26 protein-coding genes are annotated in these 25,684 nt (G+C 66.8%); 14 read left to right on the top strand and 12 right to left on the bottom strand.

Annotated elements, in window-relative coordinates; genetic code table 11:
• Nucleotides 1-15 precede the first annotated feature (15 nt).
• The 6 genes from AC3IPM_RS07095 to AC3IPM_RS07120 form a co-directional block, all read right to left on the bottom strand.
• Nucleotides 16-1,269, bottom strand: a complete 1,254-nt coding sequence (locus AC3IPM_RS07095) for a lipoprotein N-acyltransferase Lnb domain-containing protein (RefSeq protein WP_489303259.1) — start codon at nt 1,267-1,269, stop codon at nt 16-18.
• Between the two features lie 8 nt (nt 1,270-1,277).
• Nucleotides 1,278-2,159, bottom strand: coding sequence for a CorC family transporter (locus tag AC3IPM_RS07100; RefSeq protein ID WP_489303260.1), 882 nt, complete (start codon nt 2,157-2,159; stop codon nt 1,278-1,280).
• A gap of 87 nt (nt 2,160-2,246) precedes the next feature.
• Nucleotides 2,247-2,825 (bottom strand): hypothetical protein, encoded by a 579-nt coding sequence (locus AC3IPM_RS07105; protein WP_489303261.1) that lies wholly within the window; start codon nt 2,823-2,825, stop codon nt 2,247-2,249.
• A 28-nt stretch (nt 2,826-2,853) separates the two neighbouring features.
• On the bottom strand, nt 2,854-3,339 hold the full coding sequence (gene ybeY / locus AC3IPM_RS07110; protein ID WP_489303262.1) for an rRNA maturation RNase YbeY: 486 nt from the start codon (nt 3,337-3,339) through the stop codon (nt 2,854-2,856).
• Between the two features lie 19 nt (nt 3,340-3,358).
• Nucleotides 3,359-3,895, bottom strand: a complete 537-nt coding sequence (locus AC3IPM_RS07115; protein WP_489303263.1) for a hypothetical protein — start codon at nt 3,893-3,895, stop codon at nt 3,359-3,361.
• 6 nt (nt 3,896-3,901) lie between these two features.
• Complete coding sequence (locus AC3IPM_RS07120; protein WP_489303264.1) at nt 3,902-4,885, bottom strand: PhoH family protein; 984 nt, start codon at nt 4,883-4,885, stop codon at nt 3,902-3,904.
• 422 nt (nt 4,886-5,307) lie between these two features.
• Between AC3IPM_RS07120 and AC3IPM_RS07125 the strand changes: the two genes are divergently transcribed.
• From AC3IPM_RS07125 to AC3IPM_RS07135, 3 genes are read left to right on the top strand one after another with little or no spacing between them, the layout of a single operon-like run.
• Nucleotides 5,308-6,282, top strand: a complete 975-nt coding sequence (locus tag AC3IPM_RS07125) for an HlyD family secretion protein (RefSeq protein WP_489304032.1) — start codon at nt 5,308-5,310, stop codon at nt 6,280-6,282.
• 50 nt (nt 6,283-6,332) lie between these two features.
• Nucleotides 6,333-7,259: an ABC transporter ATP-binding protein gene (locus tag AC3IPM_RS07130; protein ID WP_489304034.1), complete on the top strand. Its 927-nt coding sequence runs from the start codon at nt 6,333-6,335 to the stop codon at nt 7,257-7,259.
• A complete protein-coding gene (locus AC3IPM_RS07135) occupies nt 7,256-8,371 on the top strand; it encodes an ABC transporter permease (RefSeq protein ID WP_489303265.1) in 1,116 nt (371 codons plus the stop codon). The genes AC3IPM_RS07130 and AC3IPM_RS07135 overlap by 4 nt, the downstream gene beginning before the upstream one ends.
• Nucleotides 8,372-8,497: 126 nt before the next feature.
• Here the strand turns inward: AC3IPM_RS07135 and miaB are convergent, their stop codons facing one another.
• Nucleotides 8,498-9,961, bottom strand: a complete 1,464-nt coding sequence (gene miaB, locus AC3IPM_RS07140; protein ID WP_489303266.1) for a tRNA (N6-isopentenyl adenosine(37)-C2)-methylthiotransferase MiaB — start codon at nt 9,959-9,961, stop codon at nt 8,498-8,500.
• 154 nt (nt 9,962-10,115) lie between these two features.
• Here miaB and AC3IPM_RS07145 point away from each other — a divergent pair, with 154 nt between their 5' ends.
• The 6 genes from AC3IPM_RS07145 to AC3IPM_RS07170 all read left to right on the top strand — a co-directional run bounded on the left by AC3IPM_RS07145 (nt 10,116) and on the right by AC3IPM_RS07170 (nt 15,262).
• Complete coding sequence (locus AC3IPM_RS07145) at nt 10,116-11,072, top strand: lytic transglycosylase domain-containing protein (RefSeq protein WP_489303267.1); 957 nt, start codon at nt 10,116-10,118, stop codon at nt 11,070-11,072.
• A 169-nt stretch (nt 11,073-11,241) separates the two neighbouring features.
• Nucleotides 11,242-11,862: a ubiquinol-cytochrome c reductase iron-sulfur subunit gene (gene petA / locus AC3IPM_RS07150; protein ID WP_489303268.1), complete on the top strand. Its 621-nt coding sequence runs from the start codon at nt 11,242-11,244 to the stop codon at nt 11,860-11,862.
• A gap of 2 nt (nt 11,863-11,864) precedes the next feature.
• Entirely contained in the window at nt 11,865-13,124 is a 1,260-nt protein-coding gene (locus tag AC3IPM_RS07155) for a cytochrome b (RefSeq protein WP_489303269.1), read from the top strand.
• Nucleotides 13,117-13,863: a cytochrome c1 gene (locus AC3IPM_RS07160; protein WP_489303270.1), complete on the top strand. Its 747-nt coding sequence runs from the start codon at nt 13,117-13,119 to the stop codon at nt 13,861-13,863. Before AC3IPM_RS07155 ends, AC3IPM_RS07160 begins: the two co-directional genes overlap by 8 nt.
• Before the next feature lie 160 nt (nt 13,864-14,023).
• A complete protein-coding gene (locus AC3IPM_RS07165) occupies nt 14,024-14,659 on the top strand; it encodes a glutathione S-transferase N-terminal domain-containing protein (RefSeq protein WP_489303271.1) in 636 nt (211 codons plus the stop codon).
• Between the two features lie 159 nt (nt 14,660-14,818).
• The gene (locus AC3IPM_RS07170) at nt 14,819-15,262 is read left to right on the top strand and encodes a ClpXP protease specificity-enhancing factor (RefSeq protein ID WP_489303272.1); all 444 of its coding nucleotides are present in this window, start codon (nt 14,819-14,821) and stop codon (nt 15,260-15,262) included.
• A 64-nt stretch (nt 15,263-15,326) separates the two neighbouring features.
• Here the strand turns inward: AC3IPM_RS07170 and AC3IPM_RS07175 are convergent, their stop codons facing one another.
• The 4 genes from AC3IPM_RS07175 to AC3IPM_RS07190 form a co-directional block, all read right to left on the bottom strand.
• Nucleotides 15,327-15,683: a DUF3301 domain-containing protein gene (locus tag AC3IPM_RS07175; RefSeq protein ID WP_489303273.1), complete on the bottom strand. Its 357-nt coding sequence runs from the start codon at nt 15,681-15,683 to the stop codon at nt 15,327-15,329.
• 82 nt (nt 15,684-15,765) lie between these two features.
• Nucleotides 15,766-16,812 carry a DUF2272 domain-containing protein gene (locus AC3IPM_RS07180; protein WP_489303274.1) on the bottom strand — a complete coding sequence of 349 codons (1,047 nt, stop codon included), beginning with the start codon at nt 16,810-16,812 and terminating at the stop codon, nt 15,766-15,768.
• A 138-nt stretch (nt 16,813-16,950) separates the two neighbouring features.
• On the bottom strand, nt 16,951-17,817 hold the full coding sequence (nadC, locus tag AC3IPM_RS07185) for a carboxylating nicotinate-nucleotide diphosphorylase (protein ID WP_489303275.1): 867 nt from the start codon (nt 17,815-17,817) through the stop codon (nt 16,951-16,953).
• Nucleotides 17,814-18,083 carry a Trm112 family protein gene (locus AC3IPM_RS07190; RefSeq protein ID WP_489303276.1) on the bottom strand — a complete coding sequence of 90 codons (270 nt, stop codon included), beginning with the start codon at nt 18,081-18,083 and terminating at the stop codon, nt 17,814-17,816. The genes nadC and AC3IPM_RS07190 overlap by 4 nt, the downstream gene beginning before the upstream one ends.
• 59 nt (nt 18,084-18,142) lie before the next feature.
• Here AC3IPM_RS07190 and purE point away from each other — a divergent pair, with 59 nt between their 5' ends.
• Together purE and AC3IPM_RS07200 are read left to right on the top strand one after the other, a co-directional pair.
• Nucleotides 18,143-18,646 (top strand): 5-(carboxyamino)imidazole ribonucleotide mutase, encoded by a 504-nt coding sequence (gene purE / locus AC3IPM_RS07195; RefSeq protein WP_489303277.1) that lies wholly within the window; start codon nt 18,143-18,145, stop codon nt 18,644-18,646.
• Complete coding sequence (locus tag AC3IPM_RS07200) at nt 18,646-19,791, top strand: 5-(carboxyamino)imidazole ribonucleotide synthase (RefSeq protein WP_489304036.1); 1,146 nt, start codon at nt 18,646-18,648, stop codon at nt 19,789-19,791. The genes purE and AC3IPM_RS07200 overlap by 1 nt, the downstream gene beginning before the upstream one ends.
• Nucleotides 19,792-19,941: 150 nt before the next feature.
• On the opposite strand, the gene AC3IPM_RS07205 is transcribed toward AC3IPM_RS07200, so the two are convergent.
• Nucleotides 19,942-20,523, bottom strand: coding sequence for a superoxide dismutase (locus AC3IPM_RS07205; protein ID WP_489303278.1), 582 nt, complete (start codon nt 20,521-20,523; stop codon nt 19,942-19,944).
• A gap of 119 nt (nt 20,524-20,642) precedes the next feature.
• On the opposite strand from AC3IPM_RS07205, the gene grxD reads away from it, so the two are divergent.
• The 3 genes from grxD (at nt 20,643) to AC3IPM_RS07220 (ending at nt 25,267) form a co-directional block, all read left to right on the top strand.
• Nucleotides 20,643-20,963 (top strand): Grx4 family monothiol glutaredoxin, encoded by a 321-nt coding sequence (gene grxD / locus AC3IPM_RS07210; RefSeq protein ID WP_489303279.1) that lies wholly within the window; start codon nt 20,643-20,645, stop codon nt 20,961-20,963.
• Nucleotides 20,960-21,700, top strand: coding sequence for an SDR family NAD(P)-dependent oxidoreductase (locus AC3IPM_RS07215; RefSeq protein ID WP_489303280.1), 741 nt, complete (start codon nt 20,960-20,962; stop codon nt 21,698-21,700). Before grxD ends, AC3IPM_RS07215 begins: the two co-directional genes overlap by 4 nt.
• A gap of 297 nt (nt 21,701-21,997) precedes the next feature.
• Nucleotides 21,998-25,267 (top strand): TonB-dependent receptor, encoded by a 3,270-nt coding sequence (locus AC3IPM_RS07220; protein WP_489303281.1) that lies wholly within the window; start codon nt 21,998-22,000, stop codon nt 25,265-25,267.
• Nucleotides 25,268-25,684: the final 417 nt, after the last annotated feature.

Here is a 25,684-nt window from a genome sequence, read left to right on the forward strand (position 1 = left end):
GGGGTGCATCGTGCGTCAGGCCTTGGTGACGGGCAAGTCACGGCGGCCCAGCACCCAGGCCAGGGCCAGGTGGATGGGCAGCAGCAGTACGATCCATTGCAGGTTGACCTGCGCCTGCAGGGTCAGCCAGTGCAGCACCAGGCCCAGCGCGGCGAGCAGCGCCACCGCCCACAGCACGATCCGGAACCATGCACGCGGCGCGCGACCGCGCAGCACGCAGATCGCGCCGGGCAGCAACAGCAGGCACAACGGCGAGAGCTGCAGCAGGTTGCGGTTGGCCCAGGCGGCCTGGTGCGCGCTGAAGCCCCACAGGTAGGTCAGCAATGCGCCGGCGATGCCGCAGAACAGCCAGAACGGCAGCGCCAGCCCGGCCACCACGCGGCGGCGCGGGCGCAGCGCCAGCACGGCGGCCGCTGCGAGCACGCCGCACAGCAACCAGGGCCACCACTGGCGTGCCGTTTCGACCGGCTCCGGTGCGATCCGGTGTGGCAGCAGTTCCTGTTCGGACTGCACCAGCGGGCGACCTTCGCTGTTGCGCGCCTGGCGCAGCGCATCGGCCAGCCGCATCGGCACGAAGGCTTCCTGCCAGCGCGACAGCGGCTGGTCGGCGAACGGGCCCAGCCCGATGTCGAAGCCCAGCCACATCCACGGCGAGGGCGAGGCCAGCCGCACCGATTCACTGCGGAAGGTATTGCCGCGCGAGCGCCCGGACAGCTGCGAGTGCAGCCCGCCGCCCAGCGCCTGGTCGATGCTGTCGCGGACCATGGTGGCGCAGTTGGCGGTGTAGTAGTCGTAGTGGTAGCGCGCGTTCTCGGGTTTGGCGCGCTCGGCCAGCGCCGCCGCCAGGGTGCGTGCCTGCTGCGGGTCCAGGTCCAGCCACTGCAGGCTGGCGCCACGGCCGCTGTCGCGGTAGTAGTACAGGTCTTCGTCCAGCGGCAGGGCCACCAGGTAGTACATCATGTCGCCGCGCACGAAGCGGCCGATGAAGTCCTTCTCGCTCGGGTCGAAGTAGCCGAAGTTGTAGGAGATCGCCTGGCCGGTGGTCGCGTCCTGCACCACGATGGCGTCATGCCCGAAGCGTTCGAAGAAGATCTCGCCGGGCTGCATGGTGACCACGCCGATCCGCGGCGCGCTGAGCGCGGCCGGGGTCGGCTGGGTGGCATCCACGGTGTCCAGTGCCAGCGCGCCGAACGGCACGCTGGTCAGGCTGGACAGACAAATCAGGAGCAACAGGCGGCACAGCGGCCACCGCTTGAGCAGGGGCCGCATGGCGTGGGTCAATCCTCGTTGGTGGGGTCGGGCGGCAGCACGGTCACGTGGAACGCCTGCACGCGGCGGGCGTCGGCACGCGCCACCCGGAACACGAAGCGGTCCAGGCTGAGCTCATCGCCGGTTTCGGGCAGGTGACCGATCGCCTCGGTGACCAGGCCACCGATGGTGTCGTAGTCGTCGTCGGGGAAGTCGGCGCCGAACCGCTCGTTGAAGTCCTCGATCGGGGTCAGCGCATCGACCACGTACTGGCCGTCGGCCTGGATCGCGATCTGTGCGGTGTGGTCCTCGGCTTCATCGTGCTCGTCGTCGATCTCGCCGACGATCTGCTCCAGCACGTCCTCGATGGTGACCAGCCCGGCGACACCGCCGTACTCGTCGACCACGATGGCCATGTGGTTGCGCGAGAGCCGGAACTCCTTCAGCAGCACGTTGAGCTTCTTCGCTTCGGGGATCAGCACCGCCGGGCGCAGCAGCTCGCGGATGTTGGCCGGCCCGTTGTCGGCAACCACGCCGCGCAGCAGGTCCTTGGCCAGCAGGATGCCGAGGATGTCGTCCTTGTTGTCGCCGTGCACCGGGAAGCGCGAATGGCCGGATTCGACCACCTGCTTCATCAGTTCAAGGAACGGGGCTTCCACCGGCAGCGAGACCATCTGCGAACGCGAGATCATCACGTCGCCCACGGTGAGCTCGGCCACCGAGATCGCGCCTTCCATCATGCGCAGGGTATCGGCGGCAATCAGGCCGTCTTCCTGGGCGGTGTGCAGCACCGCCACCAGCTCGTCGCGGGTGTGGGGTTCGCCGGAGAAGGCAGAGGTCAGGCGTTCGAGCCAGCTGCGCTTCTTTTCATTGGGCTCCTGGACGGAGCTACTACTGTCGTCTTCAGACATCTCTGGAAAAAAGGCACCCGGCGAGCCGGGCGTTGGATTCAGTCTAGCAGGATGCGCGGCGCTGTCAGCGCCCTCCGGCGGGCGTATTCACCCGTTCGGCGGCGCGGCCGGGGTGGCCTCCGGGGCGGCGGCGGGCGGCGGCGCCTCTTCCGGCGGCAGGTCCAGGCTGTAGGTGCAGCCGGCCAGGGTCTTGCCCGGGTGGCTCTTGACCGTGGACAGGCTCAGGATCACCGATTCGATCAGCGCCTCGCCGGTCTTGGGGTCGGTCACGTCGCGGCTGACCAGTTCGCGCCCGGCCATGAACTTGTCCGGGTTGTCGACCCCGTCCTCCAGCGCCAGGGATTTGGCCAGCGGGCGCGGGTCGGCCAGGTCCAGAATCGCCATGATGCTGGCGCCGGCCACCGCGATGACCTCGGTGCGCTGGCCGAACACGGTGATCGGGCTGGCCAGGCGGAACTCGCTCATGAACTGGTTGGTCTGGGCCAGCGGCTGCAGGCCGTTGGCGACCGCCTTGAGCGGGTCGGCGACCACCGGGGCCACCGCGTTGTAGTCAGCCAGGCCCTGGCGGCATTCGATCAGGGCGGGCAGGTCCAGGGTCGCGGCGTTGGCCACGGTGCCGCTCGACAGCAGGGCCAGGCCCAGGCAAAGGGGGGAGAAAACGCGCATCGGGGTCACTCGCGGGCTGGGGCGGCGCTCACTGCTCGCCGGCATAGGGGTCGGCGATGCCGAGCTCGGCCAGGATGTCGCGCTCCAACTGCTCCATCGCCTCGGCTTCCTTGTCGTCTTCATGGTCCCAGCCGAGCAGGTGCAGCACGCCGTGCACGGTGAGGTGCGCGTAATGGGCATTGAGGGCCTTGCCCTGTTCGTCGGCTTCGCGGGCCACCACCGGAGCGCACACCACCAGGTCGCCGAGCAGCGGGAACTTCACGCCCTTGGGCAGGCCTTCGGGAAGTTCGGCCGGGAAGCTCAGCACGTTGGTGGCGTAATCCTTGCCACGGTAGTGCCGGTTCAACGACTGGCCTTCCTTGGCATCGACCAGGCGGATGGCGAGGTCGGCTTCGCGGATGCGGCCCTTCAACGCGGCGGCAACCCACTTGCGAAAGCTCACCGCCGAGGGCAGGCCGGCGCGGGGCAGGGCGTAGCTGACGGCGACATCGAGGCGGACGGGACCTTTGGTCATGGCACGGAATTCCGGGTAATCAGACGATACAAGTGACAAGAAGGAAGAACGGGTGGCCGTCTTCCAGTCGATAGGAGCGCGCGCCCATCGCGCTCTGGGCGCAGGTGGTCTCGCGGGCCAGCACGGCGGGCTCAAGCTGGGGACGGCTGTCCACGGCCACGCTGGCCCGCCCCGCCTGCAGCAGATGGTCGAGCAGGAACAACGCATCGCCGGGTACCTCGCTCAGCGACACGCGGCGGCAGCCCAGCGCATCGGTGATCGGGCTGCGCAGCTGTGACAACGCCTGCGCGCGCGTGCCCTGGATGTGCGCCATCCGTTCGGACTCGGGCGCATTCGCGCGCGGCTGCCAGCGGGCCGGCCGTGCGGCCAGCACGTCGGTGATGGCCTGGTCCGGCACCGAGACCACGACACGCGGGTCCATCTGCACCGACAGGCACGGTGCGCGCATCGCCGACGCCAGCACGATGCGTTGGTCCACCAGCGCATCCCCGACTGCGGCGACGGCAGGCGAGGCAGCCAGCAGGGCCCAGCACAGCGTGAGCACGCGCGCGACCATGCCGGGTTACTCCGCCCCCGGCTTGAGCTGCTGCAGGTCGCGGCGGTCGTAGGCGCTGACGATGCGCGCCACCAGCGGGTGGCGGACCACGTCGCGCGCTTCGAAGAAGGTGAAGCTGACGCCATCAACGTCGCGCAGCACTTCAATGGCATCGCGCAGGCCGGACTTCACGTGCTTGGGCAGGTCGGTCTGGGTGAGGTCACCGGTGACCACCGCGGTGGAGCCGAAGCCGAGCCGGGTCAGGAACATCTTCATCTGTTCGATGGTGGTGTTCTGCGCCTCGTCCAGGATCACGAAAGCATCGTTGAGGGTGCGCCCGCGCATGTAGGCCAGCGGCGCGATCTCGATGACATTCTTTTCCAGCAGCTTGAGCACCTTCTCCACGCCTAGCATTTCATACAGCGCGTCGTAAAGCGGGCGCAGGTAGGGGTCCACCTTCTGGCTCAGGTCGCCGGGCAGGAAGCCCAGCTTCTCGCCGGCCTCGACCGCCGGGCGAACCAGGATCAGCCGCTGCACGCGCGATTCGTTCAAGGCATCCACGGCCATCGCCACGGCCAGGAAGGTCTTGCCGGTACCGGCCGGGCCGATCCCGAAGTTGATGTCATGGCCGGTGATCTGGTGCAGGTAGCGCGCCTGGTTGGCGCCGCGGCCACGCACGGTGCCGCGCTTGACCTTGATGGTGACGTCCTGCGCTTCGTAGGCGCGCTCCACCACATGCTCCACGTTGGCCTGGTTCAGGCGCAGGTGGATGGCGTGGCTGTCGAAGACGCTCTCGGCCGCTTCCAGGTACAGCGCCTCGATCAGCTTCTGCGCTTCCTCGGCCACCTGTTTGGGGCCGGTCACGCGGAACACATGGCCGCGGTTGGCGATTTCCACGCCGAGTTTGAGTTCGATCTGGCGCAGGTGCTCATCGAACGGGCCGGCCAGGTTGGCCAGGCGCTCGTTGTCTTCCGGGCTCAGGGTGAAATCGCGTTGTGCCAGTGCCGTCATTGCATCCGGCGGCCACCGGTCCGGGGACCTGACCGCAAGCTTGGGAAAGGAAGTACAGGGTAGCGCGGGCGTGGGGTCGCCGCCACAGCGGCAGGGGCGCGCAGGGTTCTCCACAGCGGCTGTGCAACACCGGTGCAGCAAGCTGTGGATAGCTCATGCCAGCCCTTGTGCGCCAATGCGTTCGCCGTGTTGGTCAAAAAAGTGTCAGGCGCCGGTCGGTCGTCCACAGGTGCTGTGGGTCACGTCGGGAGAAACATGTGGATAAGCCGGCGCGCGCCAGCGCCCGCAAGGCCTGTCAGCGCGTGATCATTTCATGACCAGTGCCGGCACGGTGGATGCCGGGGGTCTGACTTCCTCTTCACGTACGTGTGCGCAAGGTGAGGATCACCGTGTTCCTGACCACGCTTGGCGAGGCGACTTCGATGTCACGTGCTTGTTCTGCATCCACGCGTTGCGGGCCGCTGTTGATGGCCGCGCTGGTGCTGGTCGGCTGCACCGCGAAGGAGGAGCCGGCGCTGGGCACGCTGGAATGGGACCGGATCAGCGTGCCGGCCCCGGCAGCGGAAACCATCGTGGCGGTGCAGGTGCGCGAGGGCCAGCAGGTGCGCGCCGGGACGTCGTTGCTGCAGTTGGAGCCCACCCGCACCGCAGCCCAGTTGCAGGCCCTGCAGGCGCAGCAGGCCCAGGCCGGGCAAGCATTGCTGGAACTCCGCAACGGGCCACGCAGCGAAGACATCGCCCAGGCGCGCGCCAACCTGGCCGCGGCCCGCGCGCAGGCCATCGAGGCATCGGCCTACCTCGCGCGCCTGCAGCCGCTGGGGCGCCAACAACTGGTTGCCGCCGCCGATGTCGACCGTGCCCGCGCCGCCGCCGGCAATGCGCAAGGCGTGGTGCACGCGGCCGAACAAGCCCTGCTGGCGTTGGAACATGGCAGCCGCGTCGAGCAGGTTGCGCAGGGCGAGGCCGCAGTGCAAGCCGCGCAGGCCCAGGTCGACGCGCAGGCCGTCACCCTGCGCAAGCTGGACCTGCTGGCACCGCGCGCGGGCCGCATCGATGCCTTGCCGTATCGGCTGGGCGACCAGGCCCCGGTCGGCGCGCCGCTGGTGGTGATGCTGGTGGGGGAGCGCCCGTATGCACGGATCTACCTGCCCGAGCCACTGCGCCAGCGGGTCAAACTGGGCCAGGCCGCGCAGGTGCAGCTGCAGGGGCGCGAGGGCAGCTTGCCCGGGCACGTGCGCAGCATCCGCAGCGATCCCAGCTTCACCCCGTATTACGCGCTCAGCGGCGCTGACGCCTCGCGGCTGAGCTGGCTGGCCGAGATCGAGCTGGACCCGGGCAAGGACCCGGCGCAGCTGGCTGACCTGCCGGCCGGTGTGCCGGTGCAGGTCGTGTTTTGAGCAGGGCCGTACCGCCCCTCGGCGCCAGTGCCGCGGCTGCCGACCTGGCGATCCGCGCGCGCGGCCTGACCAAGCGCTTCGGCAAACTGGTGGCGGTGGACCATGTCGACCTCAGCGTGCCGCGCGCGAATGTGTATGGGTTCCTCGGCCCGAATGGTTCGGGCAAGTCGACCACCATCCGCATGCTGTGCGGCCTGCTCACCCCCAGCGAAGGCGAGATCGAGGTGCTGGGGCTGCGCATTCCCGAGCAGGCCGAAGTGCTGCGCCGGCGGATCGGCTACATGACCCAGCGCTTCTCGCTGTTTGAAGACCTCACCGTGCGCGAGAACCTGGAGTTCCTCGCCGCGGTGCAGGACATCCCGCGTGCGCAGGCGGCCCGCCGCATCGATGAACTGGTGGAGCAGTACCACTTCCAGGACCGGCAGAAACAGCTGGCGGGCACCCTCAGTGGCGGGCAGAAGCAGCGGCTGGCTTTGGCCGGTGCGGTGATCCAGCAGCCGGAACTGCTGTTCCTGGACGAACCGACCAGCGCCGTCGATCCGGAATCGCGGCGCGACTTCTGGGAAAAACTCTTCGACCTCGCCGACGCCGGCACCACGTTGCTGGTCTCCACCCATTACATGGACGAAGCCGAGCGCTGCCATCGCCTGGCCATCCTCGACCAGGGCGCGCTGGTCGCCGATGGCAGCCCGGCCGAACTCACCGCCGCGCTCGCCGGGCGCACCCTGGAGGTCAATGCGAGCCAGCCGCGCCAAGCCCAGCGCCTGCTCGCCGCGGTACCGGGCGTGCTCAGCGTGGCCCAGATCGGCAACACCCTGCGCGTGCTGCTGGCGCGCGAAGGCGAGGGTATGGAACGCATCCAGCAGGCCCTGCGTGCAGGCGGCCAGCAGGCCGAGGTGGTGGCCACGGCCGCCAACCTGGAAGACGTGTTCGTCTCGGCCACGCGCGGCCGTGAGGCGGAGGAGCACACGCAATGAACCTGCGCCGGCTATGGGCGATCGTGCTCAAGGAGCTGCGCCAGATGCGCCGCGACCGCATCACCCTGGCGATGATCCTCGGTATTCCGGTGATGCAGCTGGTGCTGTTCGGCTACGCCATCAACCTCAACCTGCGCCACCTCGATGCGGGGATTGCCGACCAGGCCAACACCGCCGCATCGCGCGCGGTGCTGATGGACATGATCGCCACCGACGTGATCACCCCGACCCTGCACGTGCAGACGCCTGAGCAGTTGATGCAGGCACTGCGCGAAGGCCGGATCAGCGTTGGCGTGGTGATCCCGGCCGACTTCGAGCGGCGTCGCTTCGAGGGCCGCGAAGCGATCCAGGTCCTGGTCGATGGCAGCGACACGGTGGTGCAGAGCGCGGCGGTGCAGCTGGCCCAGGTGCCGCTGGATACCATCCCCACCAGCAACCAGCGCCCGCTACGCGCCGGGGCGGTGGCCAGTGCCGGGCAGATCAGCGTGGTGGCCTTCTACAACCCGCAGCGGCGCTCGGCGGTGAACATCGTGCCGGGCCTGATCGGCATCATCCTGACCATGACCATGGTGATGTTCACTGCGGTGGCGATCGTGCGCGAACGCGAGCGCGGCAACATGGAACTGCTGATCGCCACGCCGCTGAGCAGTAGCGAGCTGATGATCGGCAAGGTGCTGCCGTATGCGGTGATCGGGCTGATCCAGACCAGCCTGGTGCTGCTGCTGGGGCTGTGGCTGTTCGACGTACCGGTGCGTGGCAGCGTGTTGGACGTCTACCTGGTGGCGATGCTGTTGATCGTGGCCAACCTCAGCCTGGGCCTGCTGATTTCGACCAAGGCGCAGTCGCAGTTCCAGGCGATGCAGATGACCATGTTCGTGTTCCTGCCCTCGATCCTGCTGTCCGGCTTCATGTTCCCGTTCGCGGGCATGCCACGGGTGGTGCAATGGCTGGCCGAGGTGTTGCCGCTGACCCATTTCCTGCGCCTGATCCGCGGCATCATGCTGCGCGGCGCGCGCTGGTGGGAGCTGTGGCCGGAAGTGGCCGCGCTGCTGGCCTTCATCGTGGTGATGATGACCCTGGCGATCGTGCGCTTCCGCAAGCGCCTGGATTGAAGCAATGCCGACCAACGGTCGGCATCCACCGCGGTAGGTGCCGACCGTTGGTTCCATCCACCGCGGTAGGTGCCGACCGTTGGTTCCATCCACCGCGGTAGGTGCCGACCGTTGGTCGGCACGCTTTCAGCTGGTCACCATCCGCGCGCGCAGCGAATTGCTGTACGCCTCGGTGATCACCACATCCACGAATTGTCCGACCAGCCGCGCATGCCCGGGGAAATTCACCGAACGCATGTTCTCGCTCTTGCCGGTCAGCTCGTTCGGGTCGCGCTTGGACGGACCCTCCACCAGCACCGTCTGCACGGTGCCCACCATCTTCTGCGAGATCGCCGTGGCCTGCTCGTGGATCCGCGCCTGCAGGCGCGACAGCCGGGCATGCTTTTCGGCATCGCTGATGGTGTCTTCCAGGTCCGCGGCCGGGGTGCCGGGGCGACGCGAATAGATGAAGGAGAAACTGTGGTCGAATCCAACGTCTTCGATCAGCTTCATGGTCTTCTCGAAATCGGCGTCGGTCTCCCCCGGGAAGCCCACGATGAAGTCCGAGCTGATCGAGATGTCCGGTCGCACTGCACGCAGTTTGCGGATCTTGGCCTTGAACTCCAGCGCGGTGTAGCCGCGCTTCATCGCCGACAGCACCCGGTCGCTGCCGGCCTGCACCGGCAGGTGCAGGAAATTGGCCAGCTGCGGCACGTCGCGGAAGGCATCCACCAGCGAATCACTGAACTCCAGCGGGTGCGAGGTGGTGAAACGGATCCGGCCGACGCCGTCGATCTCGGCGATGGTGCGGATCAGCAGGCCCAGGTCGGCGAACTCGCCCTCACCGTACGGGCCGCGGTAGGCATTGACGTTCTGGCCCAGCAGGTTGATCTCGCGCACGCCCTGCGCGGCCAGCTGCGCCACTTCCACCACCACGTCCTCGAACGGGCGGCTCACCTCGGTACCGCGGGTGTAGGGCACCACGCAGAACGAGCAGTACTTGGAGCAGCCTTCCATGATCGACACGAAGGCCGAGCCACCGTCGGCGCGCGGCTCGGGCAGGCGGTCGAACTTTTCGATCTCCGGGAAGCTGATGTCCACCTGCGACTTGCCCGACTCACGGCGCTGGCGGATCAGCTCGGGCAGGCGGTGCAGGGTCTGCGGGCCGAACACCAGGTCCACGTGCGGGGCGCGCTTGATGATCGCCTCGCCTTCCTGTGACGCGACGCAGCCACCGACCCCGATGATCACGCCGCGGCCGTTGTTCTTCAGTGCCTTCCAGTAGCCCAGCTGGCTGAACACCTTCTCCTGCGCCTTCTCACGGATCGAGCAGGTGTTCATCAGCAGCACGTCGGCCTCGGCGGGGTCGTCGGTGAGTTCCAGGCCTTCCGCGGCGGCCAGCACGTCGGCCATCTTGGACGAGTCGTACTCGTTCATCTGGCACCCGTGGGTCTTGATGTACAGCTTGCCGCGCACCGGGCCGTTCACCTGGGGCCTGGCGCCGGGCAGCGGCAGCAGGTCGGGGCGGGGGGCGTCGGGGCGGGGAGAATCGGAGGCAGGCAAGGCGGAGCCGGCCGAAGTCGGCACGGTCGAAGCTGGCGTCCCGGTCATGGCGCTTATTCCAGTCGGGTGGGCGGGCAGGCGGCCGGAAAGGCCGCAGATGAGCCGCATAGTGTATGCCGGGAAAGGCACGGAGGGCAGGGCGCATGACCTCGGGCGGGGCTGCCCCTTGGCAATCTCCCCCGAAGTTGGGACACTCGCGCCCATGAAGGGGATCTTGGGGATCTTTGCGCTGGCCTTGGCTGCGCTGACCGCTATGCCGGCCAGTGCGGGCACGCTGTACAAGTGCGTCGGCGCCGATGGCATCCCCAGCTACGTGAGCAAGCGGGTGTCCGGTACCAGCTGCAGCGTGGTCAGCAACTACCGTCCCGACCGCAGCGCCCCGCGCCGGTACGTCCCGCCGCCGGCACCTGCACCTGCGCCTGCAGCCGCCGCGATCGCCGCCCCGGCCACGCCGGCCCAGGCCGATCGCGCCGGTACCGGCACCGCGGTGAATGTCAGTGCCCCGGCCCCGACCCCGGCGGCCACCGTCCTGACCGCTGCCCCGGCTCCCGCGCCGCGCACCGGCAAGGCCCAGCGCGTGGTCAGCGGCCAGGTTTATTCCTATATGAAGGACGGGGTGCGCCACTACACCAGCGCGCGCCCGGCCCAGCTGGCCAGCCTCGGCCAGGTCCGCACCATCCACTACAGCTTCATCGAGCGCTGCTACGCCTGTGGCGCCAACCCGGGCGTCAACTTCGGTTCGGTACGGCTCAACACCACGGCCTTCCAGACCGAGATCGCCGCCGCGGCGCGCGAGTTCGGCGTGGAAGAAGCGGTAGTCCGCGCGATCATCCATGCCGAGTCGGCCTACAACCCGACCGCGCTCAGCCGCGCCGGTGCACAGGGCCTGATGCAGCTGATGCCGCCCACCGCGCGGCGCTTCGGTGTCACCGATTCCTACGACGCCGCGCAGAACATCCGCGGCGGCGTGCAGTACCTGTCGTGGCTGCTAAAACGCTTCAATGGCAACCTCACCCTCGCGGCCGCGGGCTACAACGCCGGCGAAGGCGCGGTGGACCGCCACGGCGGGGTGCCGCCGTACAGTGAGACCCAGTACTACGTCAAGCGGGTGGCGCAGCTGGCCGATCGCTATCGCGGTGCGCAGTCCACCACGCAATGATCGTCCGCGCCCATGGCGCTGACCGTCCCGAATGCCGTAATGTCGACCCGTAGTACCGCGTTGTGCCGCTGACTTCGGTTCAGCTACACTCGCGGCTGATTCAATGTGGACTGGCCCCCACCAGTCTACTGGCAGCCTCAAGCTACCTAAATCTATATCGGAGTGCCGGATGGCCAACGATGGGGTAAACGATCCAGTCAACACCGGACGTCGACGATTTCTTTCAGCAACCACTGCGGTGGTTGGAGCCGTCGGCGTCGGATTTGCAGCGGTACCGTTCATCAAGTCCTGGAATCCCAGCGCCCGTGCCAAATTGGCCGGTGCACCTGTGATTGCCGATATCAGCGCCCTGCAGGAAGGCCAGCGACTGGTCATGGAATGGCGTGGGCAGCCGATCTGGATCGTCAAGCGCTCCAAGGCCATCCTTGAAGCCCTGCACGGGCTGGACGGGCGGCTGAAGGACCCCGAGTCGGGCGTGAAAGACCAGCAGCCCGGGTACGTGCTCAAGCAGAATCCCGAATTCCGCGCGATCAAGGCCGACGTCTCGGTCCTGGTCGGGTTGTGCACCCATCTGGGCTGTTCGCCGGAGATGGTGGCCGAGATCCGCCCCGAGCCTTACGACCCCCAGTGGAAGGGCGGCTACTTCTGCCCCTGCCACAAGTCGCGCTTCGACATGTCCGGTCGCGTGTTCAAGGATGTCCCGGCGCCGATCAACCTGCTGGTGCCGCCGCACCATTACCAGGACGACAACACCATCATCATCGGCGTTGACCCGCAGGGGGCGGCTTGAGCATGGCCAACATCCTTACCCGCACCGCCAACGGTGTCGCCGACTGGGTCAATGCCCGCGCCCCCGGCCTGATGCCGGTCTACCGCAAGCATGTGAGCGAGTACTACGCGCCGAAGAACTTCAACATCTGGTACTACTTCGGTTCGTTGGCGCTGCTGATCCTGGTCAACCAGATCGTGACCGGCATCTTCCTCACGATGCACTACAAGACCAACGCGGCCGAAGCGTTCGCCTCCATCGAATACATCATGCGTGATGTGGAGTGGGGCTGGCTGATCCGCTACATGCACTCCACCGGGGCCTCGCTGTTCTTCATCGTGGTCTACCTGCACATGTTCCGCGGGCTGCTGTACGGCAGTTACCAGAAACCGCGCGAGCTGGTGTGGATCCTCGGCATGCTGATCTACCTGGTGCTGATGGCCGAAGCCTTCATGGGCTACGTGCTGCCGTGGGGCCAGATGTCGTTCTGGGGCGCCAAGGTGATCATCTCGTTGTTCGGCGCCATTCCGGTGATCGGCAACGGGCTGACCGAGTGGATCATGGGCGACTACCTGCCCAGTGACGCCACACTCAACCGCTTCTTCGCCCTGCATGTGATCGCGCTGCCGCTGGTGCTGTTGCTGCTGGTGGTGCTGCACCTGGGCGCCCTGCACGAAGTGGGGTCCAACAACCCCGACGGCGTCGAGATCAAGAAGGGTCCCAAGGGCAACCGCTGGTCGGCCACCGCGCCTACCGACGGCATCCCGTTCCATCCGTACTACACGCTCAAGGATGGCGTCGGCGCCGGCTTCCTGCTGATCATCGCCGCCTTCATCATCTTCTTCGCGCCGGCCTTTGGTGGCCTGTTCCTGGAGCATGACAACTTCACCGAGGCCAACCGCCTGGTCACCCCGGAACACATCAAGCCGGTCTGGTATTACACCCCGTACTACGCGATGTTGCGGGTGGTACCCAACAAGCTGGGCGGCGTGCTGGTGATGTTCTCGGCGATCGCCATCCTGTTCCTGGTGCCGTGGCTGGACCGTGCGCGGGTGAAGTCCTACCGCTATCGCGGCGTGCTCTCGCGGGTGCTGCTGGGCGTGTTCGCGGTGTGCTTCGTCTGGCTCGGCGTGATCGGCTCGGGCCCCGGCACCGATGCGCATGAAACCTACGTGGGCCGGGTGCTGACCTTCCTGTACTTCGCCTTCTTCATCACCATGCCGATATGGACCAAGCTGGACAGGACCAAGCCGGTACCGGAGCGGGTGACCACGCATGACTGACCACTGGATTGTCCGGCTGGCCTGCGCGGCCGCCCTGATGCTGGCCAGCAGCCTGGCCGGTGCCGCCGAGGGCGGCAAGACCCTGCAGGCCGGCAACGACCTCAACGACCGGGCCTCGCTGCAGCGCGGCGCGCAGCTGTACATGAACTACTGCTCCGGCTGCCACGCGCTGAAGTACCTGCGCTATTCGCGCATGGCCGAGGATCTCGGGCTGAGCGAGGAAGAGGTGATGAACAACCTCAACTTCACCGGTACCCCGATCGGCGAGCAGATCCCGGTATCCATGCCCAAGGCCCAGGCCGAAAAATGGTTCGGCAAGATGCCGCCGGACCTCAGTCTGATTTCCCGCGTGCGCGGCAGCGACTGGGTCTACACCTACCTCAAGTCGTTCTACGTGGATCCGTCGCGGCCACTGGGCTGGAACAACAGCCTGTTCCCGAACGCCTCCATGCCCAACCCGCTGTGGGAGATGCAGGGCCTGCAGCATGCGATCCACGGCAAGGCCGAAGGCCCGGGGCTGGACCCGCCGGTGACCGGGTTGAAGGTCGAGCAGCCGGGCAATGTCGATGCCGCCCAGTACGATCAGGCCGTCCGCGACATCACCAACTTCCTGGAGTATGCCGGTGAGCCGGCCGCGCTCAAGCGCCAGAAGCTGGGGGTGTGGGTGATCCTGTTCCTGGCCCTGCTGACCTTCCTGGCGTACCTGCTGAAGAAGGAATACTGGAAGGACGTTCACTGAGCGCCGATGGGGTGTCCGTTATTGATCGATCCGGCACCGGGTCGATCAGCCTATTGGCTTTTGTGATGGGCAGTTGCACACTCGGGTACTGTGACGACCGTCGGCAATGGGCTGGCGGCGCCGATGCGACCGGCGGTTACCGGACGTTGGAGAGCCTTTGATGGCGGCGAGCGTACGCATGCGGAATACCCTGACGCTGTTTTCCTCGAACGACGATGTCCTGTGCCATCGCGTGCGTCTGGTGCTGGCGGCCAAGGGCGTGACCTACGATTTCGTTCCGGTCGACCCGCAGAACCCGCCCGAAGATCTCATCGATCTCAATCCCTACCATTCGGTGCCGACCCTGGTCGAGCGCGAGCTGGTGCTGTACGCCGCCTCGGTGGTCAGCGAGTACCTGGACGAGCGCTACCCGCATCCGCCGTTGATGCCGGTCGATCCGTTGTCGCGTGCGCGCATCCGCCTGGCGATGCTGCGTATCGAACACGACTGGGTGCCGCAGGTGCAGGCGATCCAGCTGGGCAACAAGACCCAGGCCGAAGCCGGCCGCAAGCGCTTGAAGGAACTGCTGACCAGCGCGGTGCCGCTGTTCAAGGCCAGCAAGTTCTTCCTCAACCCGGAAATGAGCCTGGCCGACTGCGCGATGGCCCCGATCATCTGGCGCCTGAAGGCGCTGGACGTGCCGCTGCCCAAGGACGGCAAGTCGATCGAGGACTATGGCAACCGGATCTTCCGCCACCCCGGCTTCATCCGCAGCCTGACCGACCAGGAAAAGAAGCTGCGCGACCTGCCGGTCTGAGCCGGTGCAGCGCCGGCCGGCCCGTTGCTGCGCTGAACGATTCGGCCGCGGTCAGGCCAATGGCCTGCGCGCGGAGGCTGACCTGCGGGTAGGCGGGCGCGTACACTTGTCGCTACGCAATCGGATCCAAGACAGCCGGGCAGCGCCCGGCTCCACGCTATGACTGAAGACACTTTCCGCATGACCAGCCATCGCCCCTATCTGTTGCGGGCGCTGGTGGAATGGATCAACGACAACGACCTGACCCCGCACATCCTGGTCGACGCCGGCATGCCCGGCGTGCAGGTGCCGCAGAGCGCCGTCAAGGATGGCCGGGTGGTCCTGAACATCGCCGAGCGCGCGGTGGTCCAGCTGCATATCGACAATGACAGCGTGAGCTTCTCGGCGCGCTTCTCCGGCACCAGCTACCCGGTGCAGGTGCCGATCTCGGCCGTGCTGGCCGTCTACGCCCGCGAAACCGGACAGGGCATGGCGCTGCCCGATGACATCCCCGGCCACGAGACGGGCCCGGACGATGAACTGCCGCCGGATGACTCGCCGTCCCCGCCGGACGACGCACCGCCCAAGCCCAGCGGCCGCCCGCACCTGCGCGTGGTGAAGTAATCGATCGCCGCCGCAAGGCGGCGATTGCATGTGCAGCGCCGATCAACGGCCTGCGCTAGGGGCCTCAAACATCCTCTGCATCACGGGTATCGATATCCCGCCGGATCTCGCTGATCCGCGCCGCCGAGGGCCCCACGAAGGTCACCAGCTGATCGCCACGCAGCACCATGCGGCCGCTGTGGCGGTCCACGCCATCGTGCGAATACTCGAACTTGAAGGTGCGCTCCCAGCCCAGCCAGCCATTGGGCTTGCGGCATACGCGCAGCCCGGTGGAATGCACGCTCTGGTCGAGCCACTGCACATCGGCCGCGCGGCAGGCATTGCGGCCGAGTTCGCCGGCACGCTCGGCGGCGGCGCGGGCGGAGTTCCAGAACGCGTACGCGAACGCACCGGCAATCATCAACAGGATCAAACTGGGCATCGGTGACTCGGCGCGGTCAAGGAGGTCGAACCTCCAAGATGGCGACGAATGCGATGCAGATCAAGCGGCCGGGCAGGGGCGATCATCCGATGCGTGGCGGCGTCGGCTCGGGCGTGGTCGGCGCGGCCGGTGCGCGCGCTGGGGCGGGGGCCGTGGAGGGCGGCGGGGCGGGCACTGGCGTTGCCGGCGGCACTGGACCGGCCGGATCTGGCGCCACCGTCGGCATTGGCTGCATGGCCGGCGTGGTGGCCACCAGCTTCAGCAGCGCGGCCCAATCCTGCCGGTTGAAGTTGCATTCTTCTTCGCGGCCCGGCGTGCACCCCAGTTCCATGCCATCGCTGGCGTTGGCCTTGGCCGGCGGCAGTTCGATACGGCCGCTGCGGTCCAGCGACAGCTTGCGCATCGCCACGGTGTTCATCACGTTGCCGCCGATCAGGTACAGGGTGCGGTCGCCGCCGATGTTGGCCGCGATCACCACCTCGCAATGCGACTTCCAGTGGCCCACCGCGCCACTGCCCAGCGACTGCACCAGGCCGCTGTAGCTGAGCGTTTCCCGGCGATCACGCAGGAAGCACAGCAGGTCGCCCGGCGCGGGCTTTTCCTGCGCCGGATCGGTCATCCGGTACGGGCCGCTGTTCTGGTACGCCGCGCGGATGTAATCGATATGCCGGGGTGAGCGGGTGAAGCCCGTTACGCTGGCGCGGGTCATCACCCAGGAAATGAAGGCGGCCGACCAAGGGTTGTCGATCAGGAACGCACGGCAGTCGGTGTCGGTGTAGCGCGTGCCCGGCGGGGCCATGCAGCTGGATGCACCGGGCTGGTCGCCCATCGGCGACAGCGTGCCGCTCTGGCGCCAGTACCCCACCACGCGTTGCCAGGCGACCATGCCGTTGTCGGCGAGGTGCACGTCCTCGGCTTCGGTCGCGCTGAGGCTGGCCACGCGGCCGTCGCGGTCGATGAAGGGGCGATACCAGAGCCGATGTTCGTTGCAGGCGGTCTGCACGATGCTTACCGCCAGCGGGCTCAGCCCGAACCGGGGCGGGATGTCGCAGACTTCGGCCGCCGAAGCGGTCAGGGGCAGCAGGGCAGGCAAGGGCGCCAGGCAGGCGAGAAGCAGCAGACCGCGCATGCGCGCTCTCCGGGTGGGGGCGCGCCCAGCGTCGCAGACCGCACCTGCCGATGCCGTGAATACGGGCATCGGGTAGTGCCGGCCGCTGGCCGGCTCATTGCAATGCCGGGTGGGTCGAGAGCCGGCCAGCGGCCGGCACTACGCTTGGGCAGGTGGGTCGCCGAGCTTCAGTGACAGGTCAATCGCCTGCACGTGCTTGGTCAGGCCGCCGATGGAAATGCAGTCCACGCCGTCCTCGGCGATCGCGCGCAACCCGTCCAGGTTGACGCTGCCGGATACCTCCAGTGGAATCCGGCCGGCGGCGATCTTCACTGCCTCGCGGCGCAGGGCGGGCTCGAAATCGTCGATCAGGATGCGCTCGCAGCCCACTGCCAGCGCCTCGCGCAGCTGGTCCAGGTCTTCAACCTCGACCACCAGCGGCAACTGCGGCCACTGCGTGCGCGCGGCCTGCACCGCAGCGGTCAGTGAGCCTGCCGCGCGGATGTGGTTTTCCTTCAGCATCACCGTGTCGAACAGGCCCAGGCGGTGGTTGTCGCCTCCGCCGCAGCGGACCGCGTACTTCTGCGCCACGCGCAGCCCGGGCAGGGTCTTGCGGGTGTCCAGAATGCGCGTGCCGGTGCCGGCCACGGCCGCCACATAGCGTGCGGTGGTGGTGGCGGTGCCGGACAGGGTCTGCAGGAAATTCAGCGAGGTGCGCTCGGCGCTGACCAGGCTGCGGTTGCGCCCGTGCAGGATTGCCAGCACGGTGCCGGCGGTGACCTGCTGGCCTTCGGCCACGCGCCAGTCGATCTGGACCTGCGGGTCCAGCGCGCGGTGGGTGGCATCGAACCACGGCCGCCCGGCGATCACCGCGTCCTGCTTGCACAGCAGGTAGGCGCTGTCGGGGCGGTCGGGCAGCAGCGCGGCACTGACGTCACCGCTGCCGATGTCCTCGGCCAGTGCGCGCGCCACATCGGCGGCGACCACGGCGGCGTCTGGCGCCGCCCGCTCGGCGGCGTGGCTCATTTTTCCGGGAAATCGGCGATCTGGGCGGTGGCGATGGCCTCTTCGGCCAGCAGCACCGGGATACCGTCATCGACGCGGAACACCTGCTTGCGGTCGCGGGTCAGCAGGGCCTCGCGCAGGGGCTGGGCCTGGGCACTGCCGTCGGCCTTGGCCACGCCACCGGCGCCGATCGCGCGGTTGAGCGCCTCCAGCCCCTTGGCATCAAGCAGGGACAGGGGTTGGCGGGTGTCGGGCGAGCACAGCAGGTCGAGCAGCTTGCGATCCATGGATTCTTCGTCTTGCGTGGAAGACGGCTAGAATACGTCTTTAAGGCAGGTGACGGCCAATGACCCTCAACCAAACCGCGCCGCTCGTCGGCATCGTCATGGGTTCCCGCTCGGATTGGGAAACCATGCAGCACGCCGCCCAGAAGCTCGATGCGCTGGGTGTTCCCTATGAAGTGAAAGTGGTCTCGGCGCATCGCACGCCGGACGTGCTGTTCACCTATGCCGAGCAGGCGGGCCCGCGCGGCCTGCGCGCGATCATCGCCGGTGCCGGTGGCGCTGCGCACCTGCCGGGCATGATCGCCGCCAAGACCGCCGTGCCGGTGCTGGGCGTGCCGGTGCAGTCCAAGGCCCTCAACGGCATGGATTCGCTGCTGTCGATCGTGCAGATGCCGGCCGGCATCCCGGTCGCCACCTTCGCCATCGGTAATGCCGGCGCCTCCAATGCCGCACTGTTCGCCGCGGCGCTGCTGGCCCCGGAACAGCCGGCCATCGGCCAGGCCCTGGACGCCTTCCGCGCCCGCCAGACCGAAGACGTCATGGCCCACGACGACCCGCGTCAATGATTCCCAAGACTGTTGGCATCCTGGGCGGCGGCCAGCTCGCCCGCATGATGGTCCTGGCCGGTGCACCGCTGGGCCTGCGCTTCGAGCTGTTCGACCCGGCCGCGGACGCCTGCGGTGCCCAGGTGGCGCCGTTGCAGGTTGCCGCGTTCGAGGACGAGGCCGCCCTGGCCGCGTTCGCCGACCGCGTAGACGTGGTCACCTTTGATTTCGAGAACGTGCCGGCGCGCAGTGCGCAGTTCCTGGCCGAGCGCGTGCCGGTGTATCCGAGCCCGGATGCGCTGGCCATCGCGCAGGACCGGCTCAGCGAGAAGACCCTGTTCGGCGAACTGGGCATCCCGTTGCCGCCGTTCGCCGATATCCGCAGCCGCGATGAGCTGGCCGCCAAAGTCGCCGAGTTCGGCTTGCCCTGCATCGTCAAGACCCGCCGCCTGGGCTACGACGGCAAGGGCCAGTTCCGGATCCGCAGCGCGGCTGATATCGACGCCGCCTGGGAAACGCTTGGCAGCTACGTCGAAAAAACCGGGTTGATCCTGGAAGGCTTCGTCGCCTTCGAGCGCGAAGTGAGCGTGGTGGCTGTGCGCGGTCGCGACGGTGAGTTCCGCGCCTGGCCGGTGACCGGCAACTGGCATGTCGATGGCGTGCTGTCGGCCAGCCTGGCCCCGGCCACGCTGGCGCCGGCACAGCATGACGCAGCGATCGGCTATGCGCGTCGCCTTGCCGAACGGTTGGAGTATGTCGGCGTGTTCGCGCTGGAGCTGTTCTGCCGTGGCGATGAGCTGCTGGCCAACGAGATGGCACCGCGCGTGCACAACTCCGGGCACTGGACCATCGAAGGCAGCGAGACCTCGCAGTTCGAGAACCACCTGCGCGCTGTGCTCGGCCTGCCGCTGGGCGACACCCGCATGCTCGGCCACGCCTGCATGCTGAACTGGATCGGCGCGATGCCCGACGCCACCGCCGTGCTTGCCCAGCCCAGCGGGCACTGGCACGACTACGGCAAGCAGTCGCGCGAGGGCCGCAAGGTCGGCCATGCCACGCTGCGCGATGCGGATGCCGGTGCATTGGCCACAGCGCTGGAGCAGGTGGGCGCACAGCTGGATCGCACCGCCCAGGTGGTTCCGGTGGTCAAGACCCTGCGCGGCTGAAACCCGGCCCTGCGCTCAACCGCAGGGTGGGCATGCTGCGGTGGGTGCGCACCGTTGGTGCGCACCAGGGCGGTAAACGCGAACGGCGTGTGACACGTAGGCAGGTTGTGCCGACCGACGGTAGGCACCCACCGCCGTCGTGGCCGCGGCTCAATCGCGCAGCTGCGCGCTCACGAAATCCCAGTTGACGATCTTCCAGAACGCGTCCAGATAGCGCGCGCGCTCGTTCTGGTAGTCGATGTAATACGCGTGTTCCCACACATCACAGGCCAGCAGCGGCGTGCTCTGGCCGGTCAGCGGGGTGCCGGCGTTGCGCGTTACCTGGATCGCCAGCGCCCCGTTGGGGTGCTGCACCAGCCACACCCAGCCCGAGCCGAACAGTCCCAGCGCGGCGCGGTCGAATTCCTCGCGCAGGCGCCGTGCATCGCCGAAGTGGCGGGCCACCAGTTCGCCCAGCCGGCCCTGCGGATCGCCGCCACCGCGGCCGTGCAGGCATTGCCAATAGAAGCCATGGTTCCACGCCTGGGCGGCGGCATCGAACAGGCTGCCCTGGCTGATCCGGACAATCTCCTCAAGGCTCAGTTCGGCCAGCTCGGTCCCTTCGGTGCGCGCGTTGACCGCCTCGATATAGGCGCGGTGGTGGCGGCCGTGGTGCAGGTCCAGGGTCTCGGCCGACAGGTGGGGCTGCAGGGCGGTGCGGTCGTAGGGAAGGCGGGGCAGTTCGAGGGGCATAGGGTCGGCTGGCTGTGATCGGGGCGCCGGAGGCGGGGCCAGTAGGCTTACAATGGCGGTGGAGGGAAGTCTATCCGACCGGCGAGGTCGGGTTGTCCCGCATTGGAGGGAGAGTCGTTGTGGCGGTGATGCAGCAGATCCAGTCCGAAGTCGAACGTTACCCCCTCGTGTTGTTCATGAAGGGCACCCCGCAGTACCCGATGTGCGGCTTCTCCAGCCGTGCCATCCAGGCGTTGATGGCCGCCGGCGCGGTCGCGCTGCGCACAGTCAACGTGCTGGAGGAGCCTGAAGTCCGCGCCAACCTGCCGCGCTTCTCCAACCTGCCGACCTTCCCGCAGCTGTTCATCCACGGCGAGCTGATCGGCGGCTGCGATATCGTGCTGGAGCTGTTCGAGTCCGGCGAGCTCAAGCGCATCGTCGAAGAGGCATCCCTGGCGTGAGTGCCCTCCCGACCGACGTGGCCGGGAACGGCGCACTGGCCGATCGCATCATTCTTATTGCTGGCGCCGGCGGTGGCTTCGGCAGTGCCGCCGCCGTGGCCTGTGCCCAGGCTGGGGCCACGGTGGTCCTGCTGGGGCGCAAGCCGCGCCGCTTGGACCGGGTCTATGCCGCCGTCCAGGCCGCAGGCCCGGAGCCGCTGCTGTACCCCCTGGACCTCGAAGGCGCCACCCCGGACGACTACGCCACCCTGGCCGAGCGCCTGCGTAGCGAGCTGGGCCGGCTCGATGGCCTGTTGTACTGCGCCGCCGACTTCGCCGGGCTGACCCCGTTCGAACTGGCCGATCCGGCCGCCTTCGCGCGCGCCGTGCACGTCAATCTCACTGCCCCGGCGTGGCTGGCCCAGGCCTGCCTGCCGCTGCTGCGTGAGCGCGACGACGCCGCTCTGGTGTTCACCGTGGACGATCCGGCCCGGGTAGGGCAGGCGTACTGGGGCGGCTACGGGGCCGCCCAGCATGGCCTGCGCGGGTTGATCGCCTCACTGCACGACGAACTCGGGCGTGGCCCGGTACGGGTCAGCGGCCTGCAGCCCGGCCCGATGCGCACGGCGCTGCGGGCCCGTGCCTTCTCGCTGGACGAAGACCGCAGTGCGCGTGAGCCGGCCGACTGCGCCGCCGCGGCCGTGCTGCTGCTCTCTGCCGCCGGCAGCGCCCATCGGGGCCAGGTGCTGGACGCCTGAGCACCGCAGACGGGCGGACTCGCGCCCGGCGGGTGCGGGGCCGCCGTCATGCCGCTGCCATCGTCGGCCGCCATCATCAGATGTGAAGAAAGCGTCACGATAGCGTTGTGATCGTGTGTGGTTTGTCGCCAAACCGTCACAATCCGGCGCTACCGTGTTAATCTAGTGTTAACCGTTGCGGCTGAATCCAGCTCGCGGCTAGGGAACCCAGATCAAAGTCCAGTCAGCCCTCAGTCCGGCTGCTTGGGCGCGTTTTTTTCTCCGCCATCGCCAATCTCGCATCGAGGCTACCCCAAAATGACCCACCCACTCCGGATGTCCAAGCTCACCCTTGGTCTCGTGGCCGCACTTGCTGCCGCTCCCGCCTTCGCCCAGAGCACCTCTGCCGGTGTCGGCGGCCAGGTCACGTCCGCCGCAGGTTCGCCTGTCGTCGGTGCCGAAGTCACCATCACGCACACCGAGTCGGGCACGGTCAGCCGTGCCGTCACCGACGCGTCGGGTCGTTACAACGCGCGTGGTCTGCGCGTGGGTGGTCCGTACACCATCACCATCAACAAGTCCGGTGAAGGCACCAAGACCGAAGAGGGTGTCTACCTGAACCTGAACCAGGTCAACACCGTCAACGCCAACCTGGCGGGCGACGTTGCCGGCGCCACCAACCTGGATGCCGTGCAGGTCGTGGCCGTCGCAGGTGGTTCGGAAATTTTCAGTGCCTACAAGATGGGCACCGGCACCAACGTCGATCGCCAGACGATCGAGTCGCTGCCGTCGGTCAACCGCAACATCCAGGATTACATCCGCCTCGACCCGCGCATCTCGCAGGTCAGCAAGGCTGACGGTGCGATCTCGGTCGGTGGCCAGAACACCCGTTACAACGCCATCCGCATCGACGGCATCGGCGCCGGCGATCCGTTCGGCCTGGAATCCAACAACCTGCCGACCGAGCGTCAGCCGGTGTCGATGGATGCGATCCAGGAAATCAACATCGACATCGCCAACTACGACACCACCATTGCCGGTGGTACAGGTGCGGTGATCAACGCGGTGACCAAGTCGGGTACCAACAACTTCGGCGGCACCGTGTACTACGCGTACCGCGACAAGGACATGGTCCGCAAGGATCTGGAAGGCGTCCGCTTCAACGGCTTCGACGACGAAAAGACCTACGGCATGACCTTCGGCGGCCCGATCGTCAAGGACAAGCTGTTCTTCTTCGCCAACTACGAAAAGATGGAGCGTTCGGCCCCGGGCGTCAGCCTGACCGACAGCCCGTACGGCAAGGGCACCATCACCGATGCTGACATCGCCCGTGCGCAGCAGATCGCCACCGGTTACGGCTTCGACGCCGGCTCGCTCAACCCCCCGTCCAACAAGACCGAGGTGGAAGAGTACGCGCTGAAGATCGACTGGAACATCAACGAGAACCACCGCGCCGCGGTGCGTTACAACAAGCTTGAGCAGAACGTCGTCCGCTTCCCGCAGATCAGCAACAGCGCGGTTTCGCTGAGCACCTTCTGGTACCAGCAGCCCAAGACCTATGAATCCTGGATGGGTGAGCTGTTCAGCGACTGGTCCGAGAACTTCTCGACCGAGTTCAAGCTCTCGCACAAGGAATACAGCGCGATCCGTACGACCCCGTCGAGCCTGCCGCAGATCCAGGTCCGTGGCTTCGGTGGCGCCGCCAACAACTCGCTTTACTTTGGTACCGAACAGAACTCGCACGTCAATGCGGTCGAGAGCAAGGAGCTGAGCGCCTTCGGTGCCGCTACCTGGTATGTGGGCGACCACACTCTGAAGTTCGGCTTCGACTACTCCGACAACGACCTGCTGAACTACTACGGCCGCAACGTCAACGGCGTGTACGTGTTCAACAACCTGAATGATTTTGCCGCTGGCAAGATCAACCAGTACATCGTCCGTGCCCCGCGCGCTGGTGGCAGCTACGACGATATCCCGGCCAAGTACACCCTGAAGAATACCGGTGTGTTCATCCAGGATAGCTGGGCGGTCAACAGCAACCTGACCCTGCAGGCCGGTGTCCGCGTCGACATGCCGGACTTCAGCGACCAGGGTCTGTACAACCCGCGCATCATGCAGTTGTACGGGTACGACAACACCAAGTTGCCCGATGACAAGCTGGTGCAGCCGCGCTTCGGTTTCAACTACACCTTCGATACCGATCGCCCGACCCAGCTGCGTGGCGGCGTGGGCCTGTTCGGCGGCGCGGCCCCGAACGTGTGGCTGGCAGGCGTATACCAGAACACCGGCCTGAACTACACCGAGTACACGGTCAACAGCCCGACGACCAACTTCTTCACCCCGAACACCAACCCGCCGTACATCCCGACCAGTGGTGCCGGCGCGCGTCAGAACGTGGATATCGCCGCGCCTGACCTGAAGCTGCCGTCGGTGTGGAAGACCAATCTCGCCTTCGATCACGAACTGCCGTGGTACGGCATCGTCGCTTCGGCCGAGTTCCTGTATACCAAGGTGAAGAGCGCGATCTACTTCGAGCGCCTTGACCTGTACAACCAGGCTGGTGTTGATGCCACCCGTATTGGCCAGGACGGTCGTGAGCTGTACTGGAGCCCGGCGGGCTATCTGCCCTGCGTGGGTCTGGCCGCAACGCCGACCAACTGCTCGGTGCAGCAGAACCAGACGGTCAATGGCCAGCGCGTGGATGGCAAGGCAAATCGCCCGACCGACATGGGCGATGTGCTGCTGATGCGCAACACGGACAAGGGCAGCAGCCGCCAGTTCACCGCGGGCCTGAACAAGCCGCTGACCGAGAACTGGGGCTGGTCGCTGGCCTATACCTACACTGCGGCGAAGGAAGTCAGCCCGCTGACCAGCTCGCAGAACACCTCCAACTGGGGCAGCACCCTGATCGGTACCGCCAACGAGAACGTGGCCTATGACTCGCGTTATGCGATCAAGGACCGTATCACCGGCTCGATCAACTGGAAGAAGGCATTCTTCGGCAACTACAACACCACCGTGGGCCTGTTCTACGAAGGCCGTTCGGGTCGTCCGTTCAGCTACATCTACTACAACGACATGAACGGCGATGCCGCCGCCACCAGTGGCGCCGGCTACTTCAACGACCTGTTCTACGTTCCCAAGGGCCCGGGCGACGTCAAGTTCACCGGCGGTGCCGCGATGGAGAAGAAGTTCTTCGATTGGCTCGCCCAGAATCCTGACCTGGCGGCCTACCAGGGCTCGATCGCCCCGGCCAATGCATTCCGTACCAGCTGGGTGAACAGCTTCGACCTGCACGTTGCGCAGGAATTCCCGGGCTTCATGAAGGAGCACAAGGGTGAGCTGGCGCTGGACATCATGAATGTCGGCAACCTGCTCAACAAGAAGTGGGGTCGCATCGAAGATTACGGCTTCAACTCGACCGCCCGCGTGGCCAGCTACGCAGGTATCGATCCGGCTACCGGCAAGTACATCTACAACTTCACCGGCACCGCTGATTCTCCGACCATCCAGGAGAACAACAACGACAAGGGCAACACCGGCGTGTCGCGCTGGTCGATGCAGCTGACCCTGAAGTACAAGTTCTGATCCATCGAACTTGAGGTGTGATTGAAAACGGCCGGGGAAACCCGGCCGTTTTTTTGTGATTGACCCGTCCTGAATTTCGTTGACACCTTTTTCCCCGGGAAGAGGGATGTTCAATGAAATCAATAATCAGGCGCAGCCAGCGGGACTATTTGTTTACCCTAATATTTTCGGCCGTGGACCAAGTTGAGCTGACCTGCAAAGCGGCTCAGGAGCGGCATGGAATTCAAGTACGAAGCACGGTTCTTTCTTGGCTTTGCCGATATGGTCCGCAGGATTGGTCAGGTGGGACATCATCTGTCCCCATAACGACTTCACCGAAAAGTGGGCCAGCCAAGTCGCTGACCTCCGAGCAACATGCGGGTCCAACGGCGGGATGCCAACGAGAAAGCACAGCTCTTCGAGGCCTTCGTGGGTGTG

It is taken from the genome of Stenotrophomonas sp. GL_111, assembly GCF_057835245.1.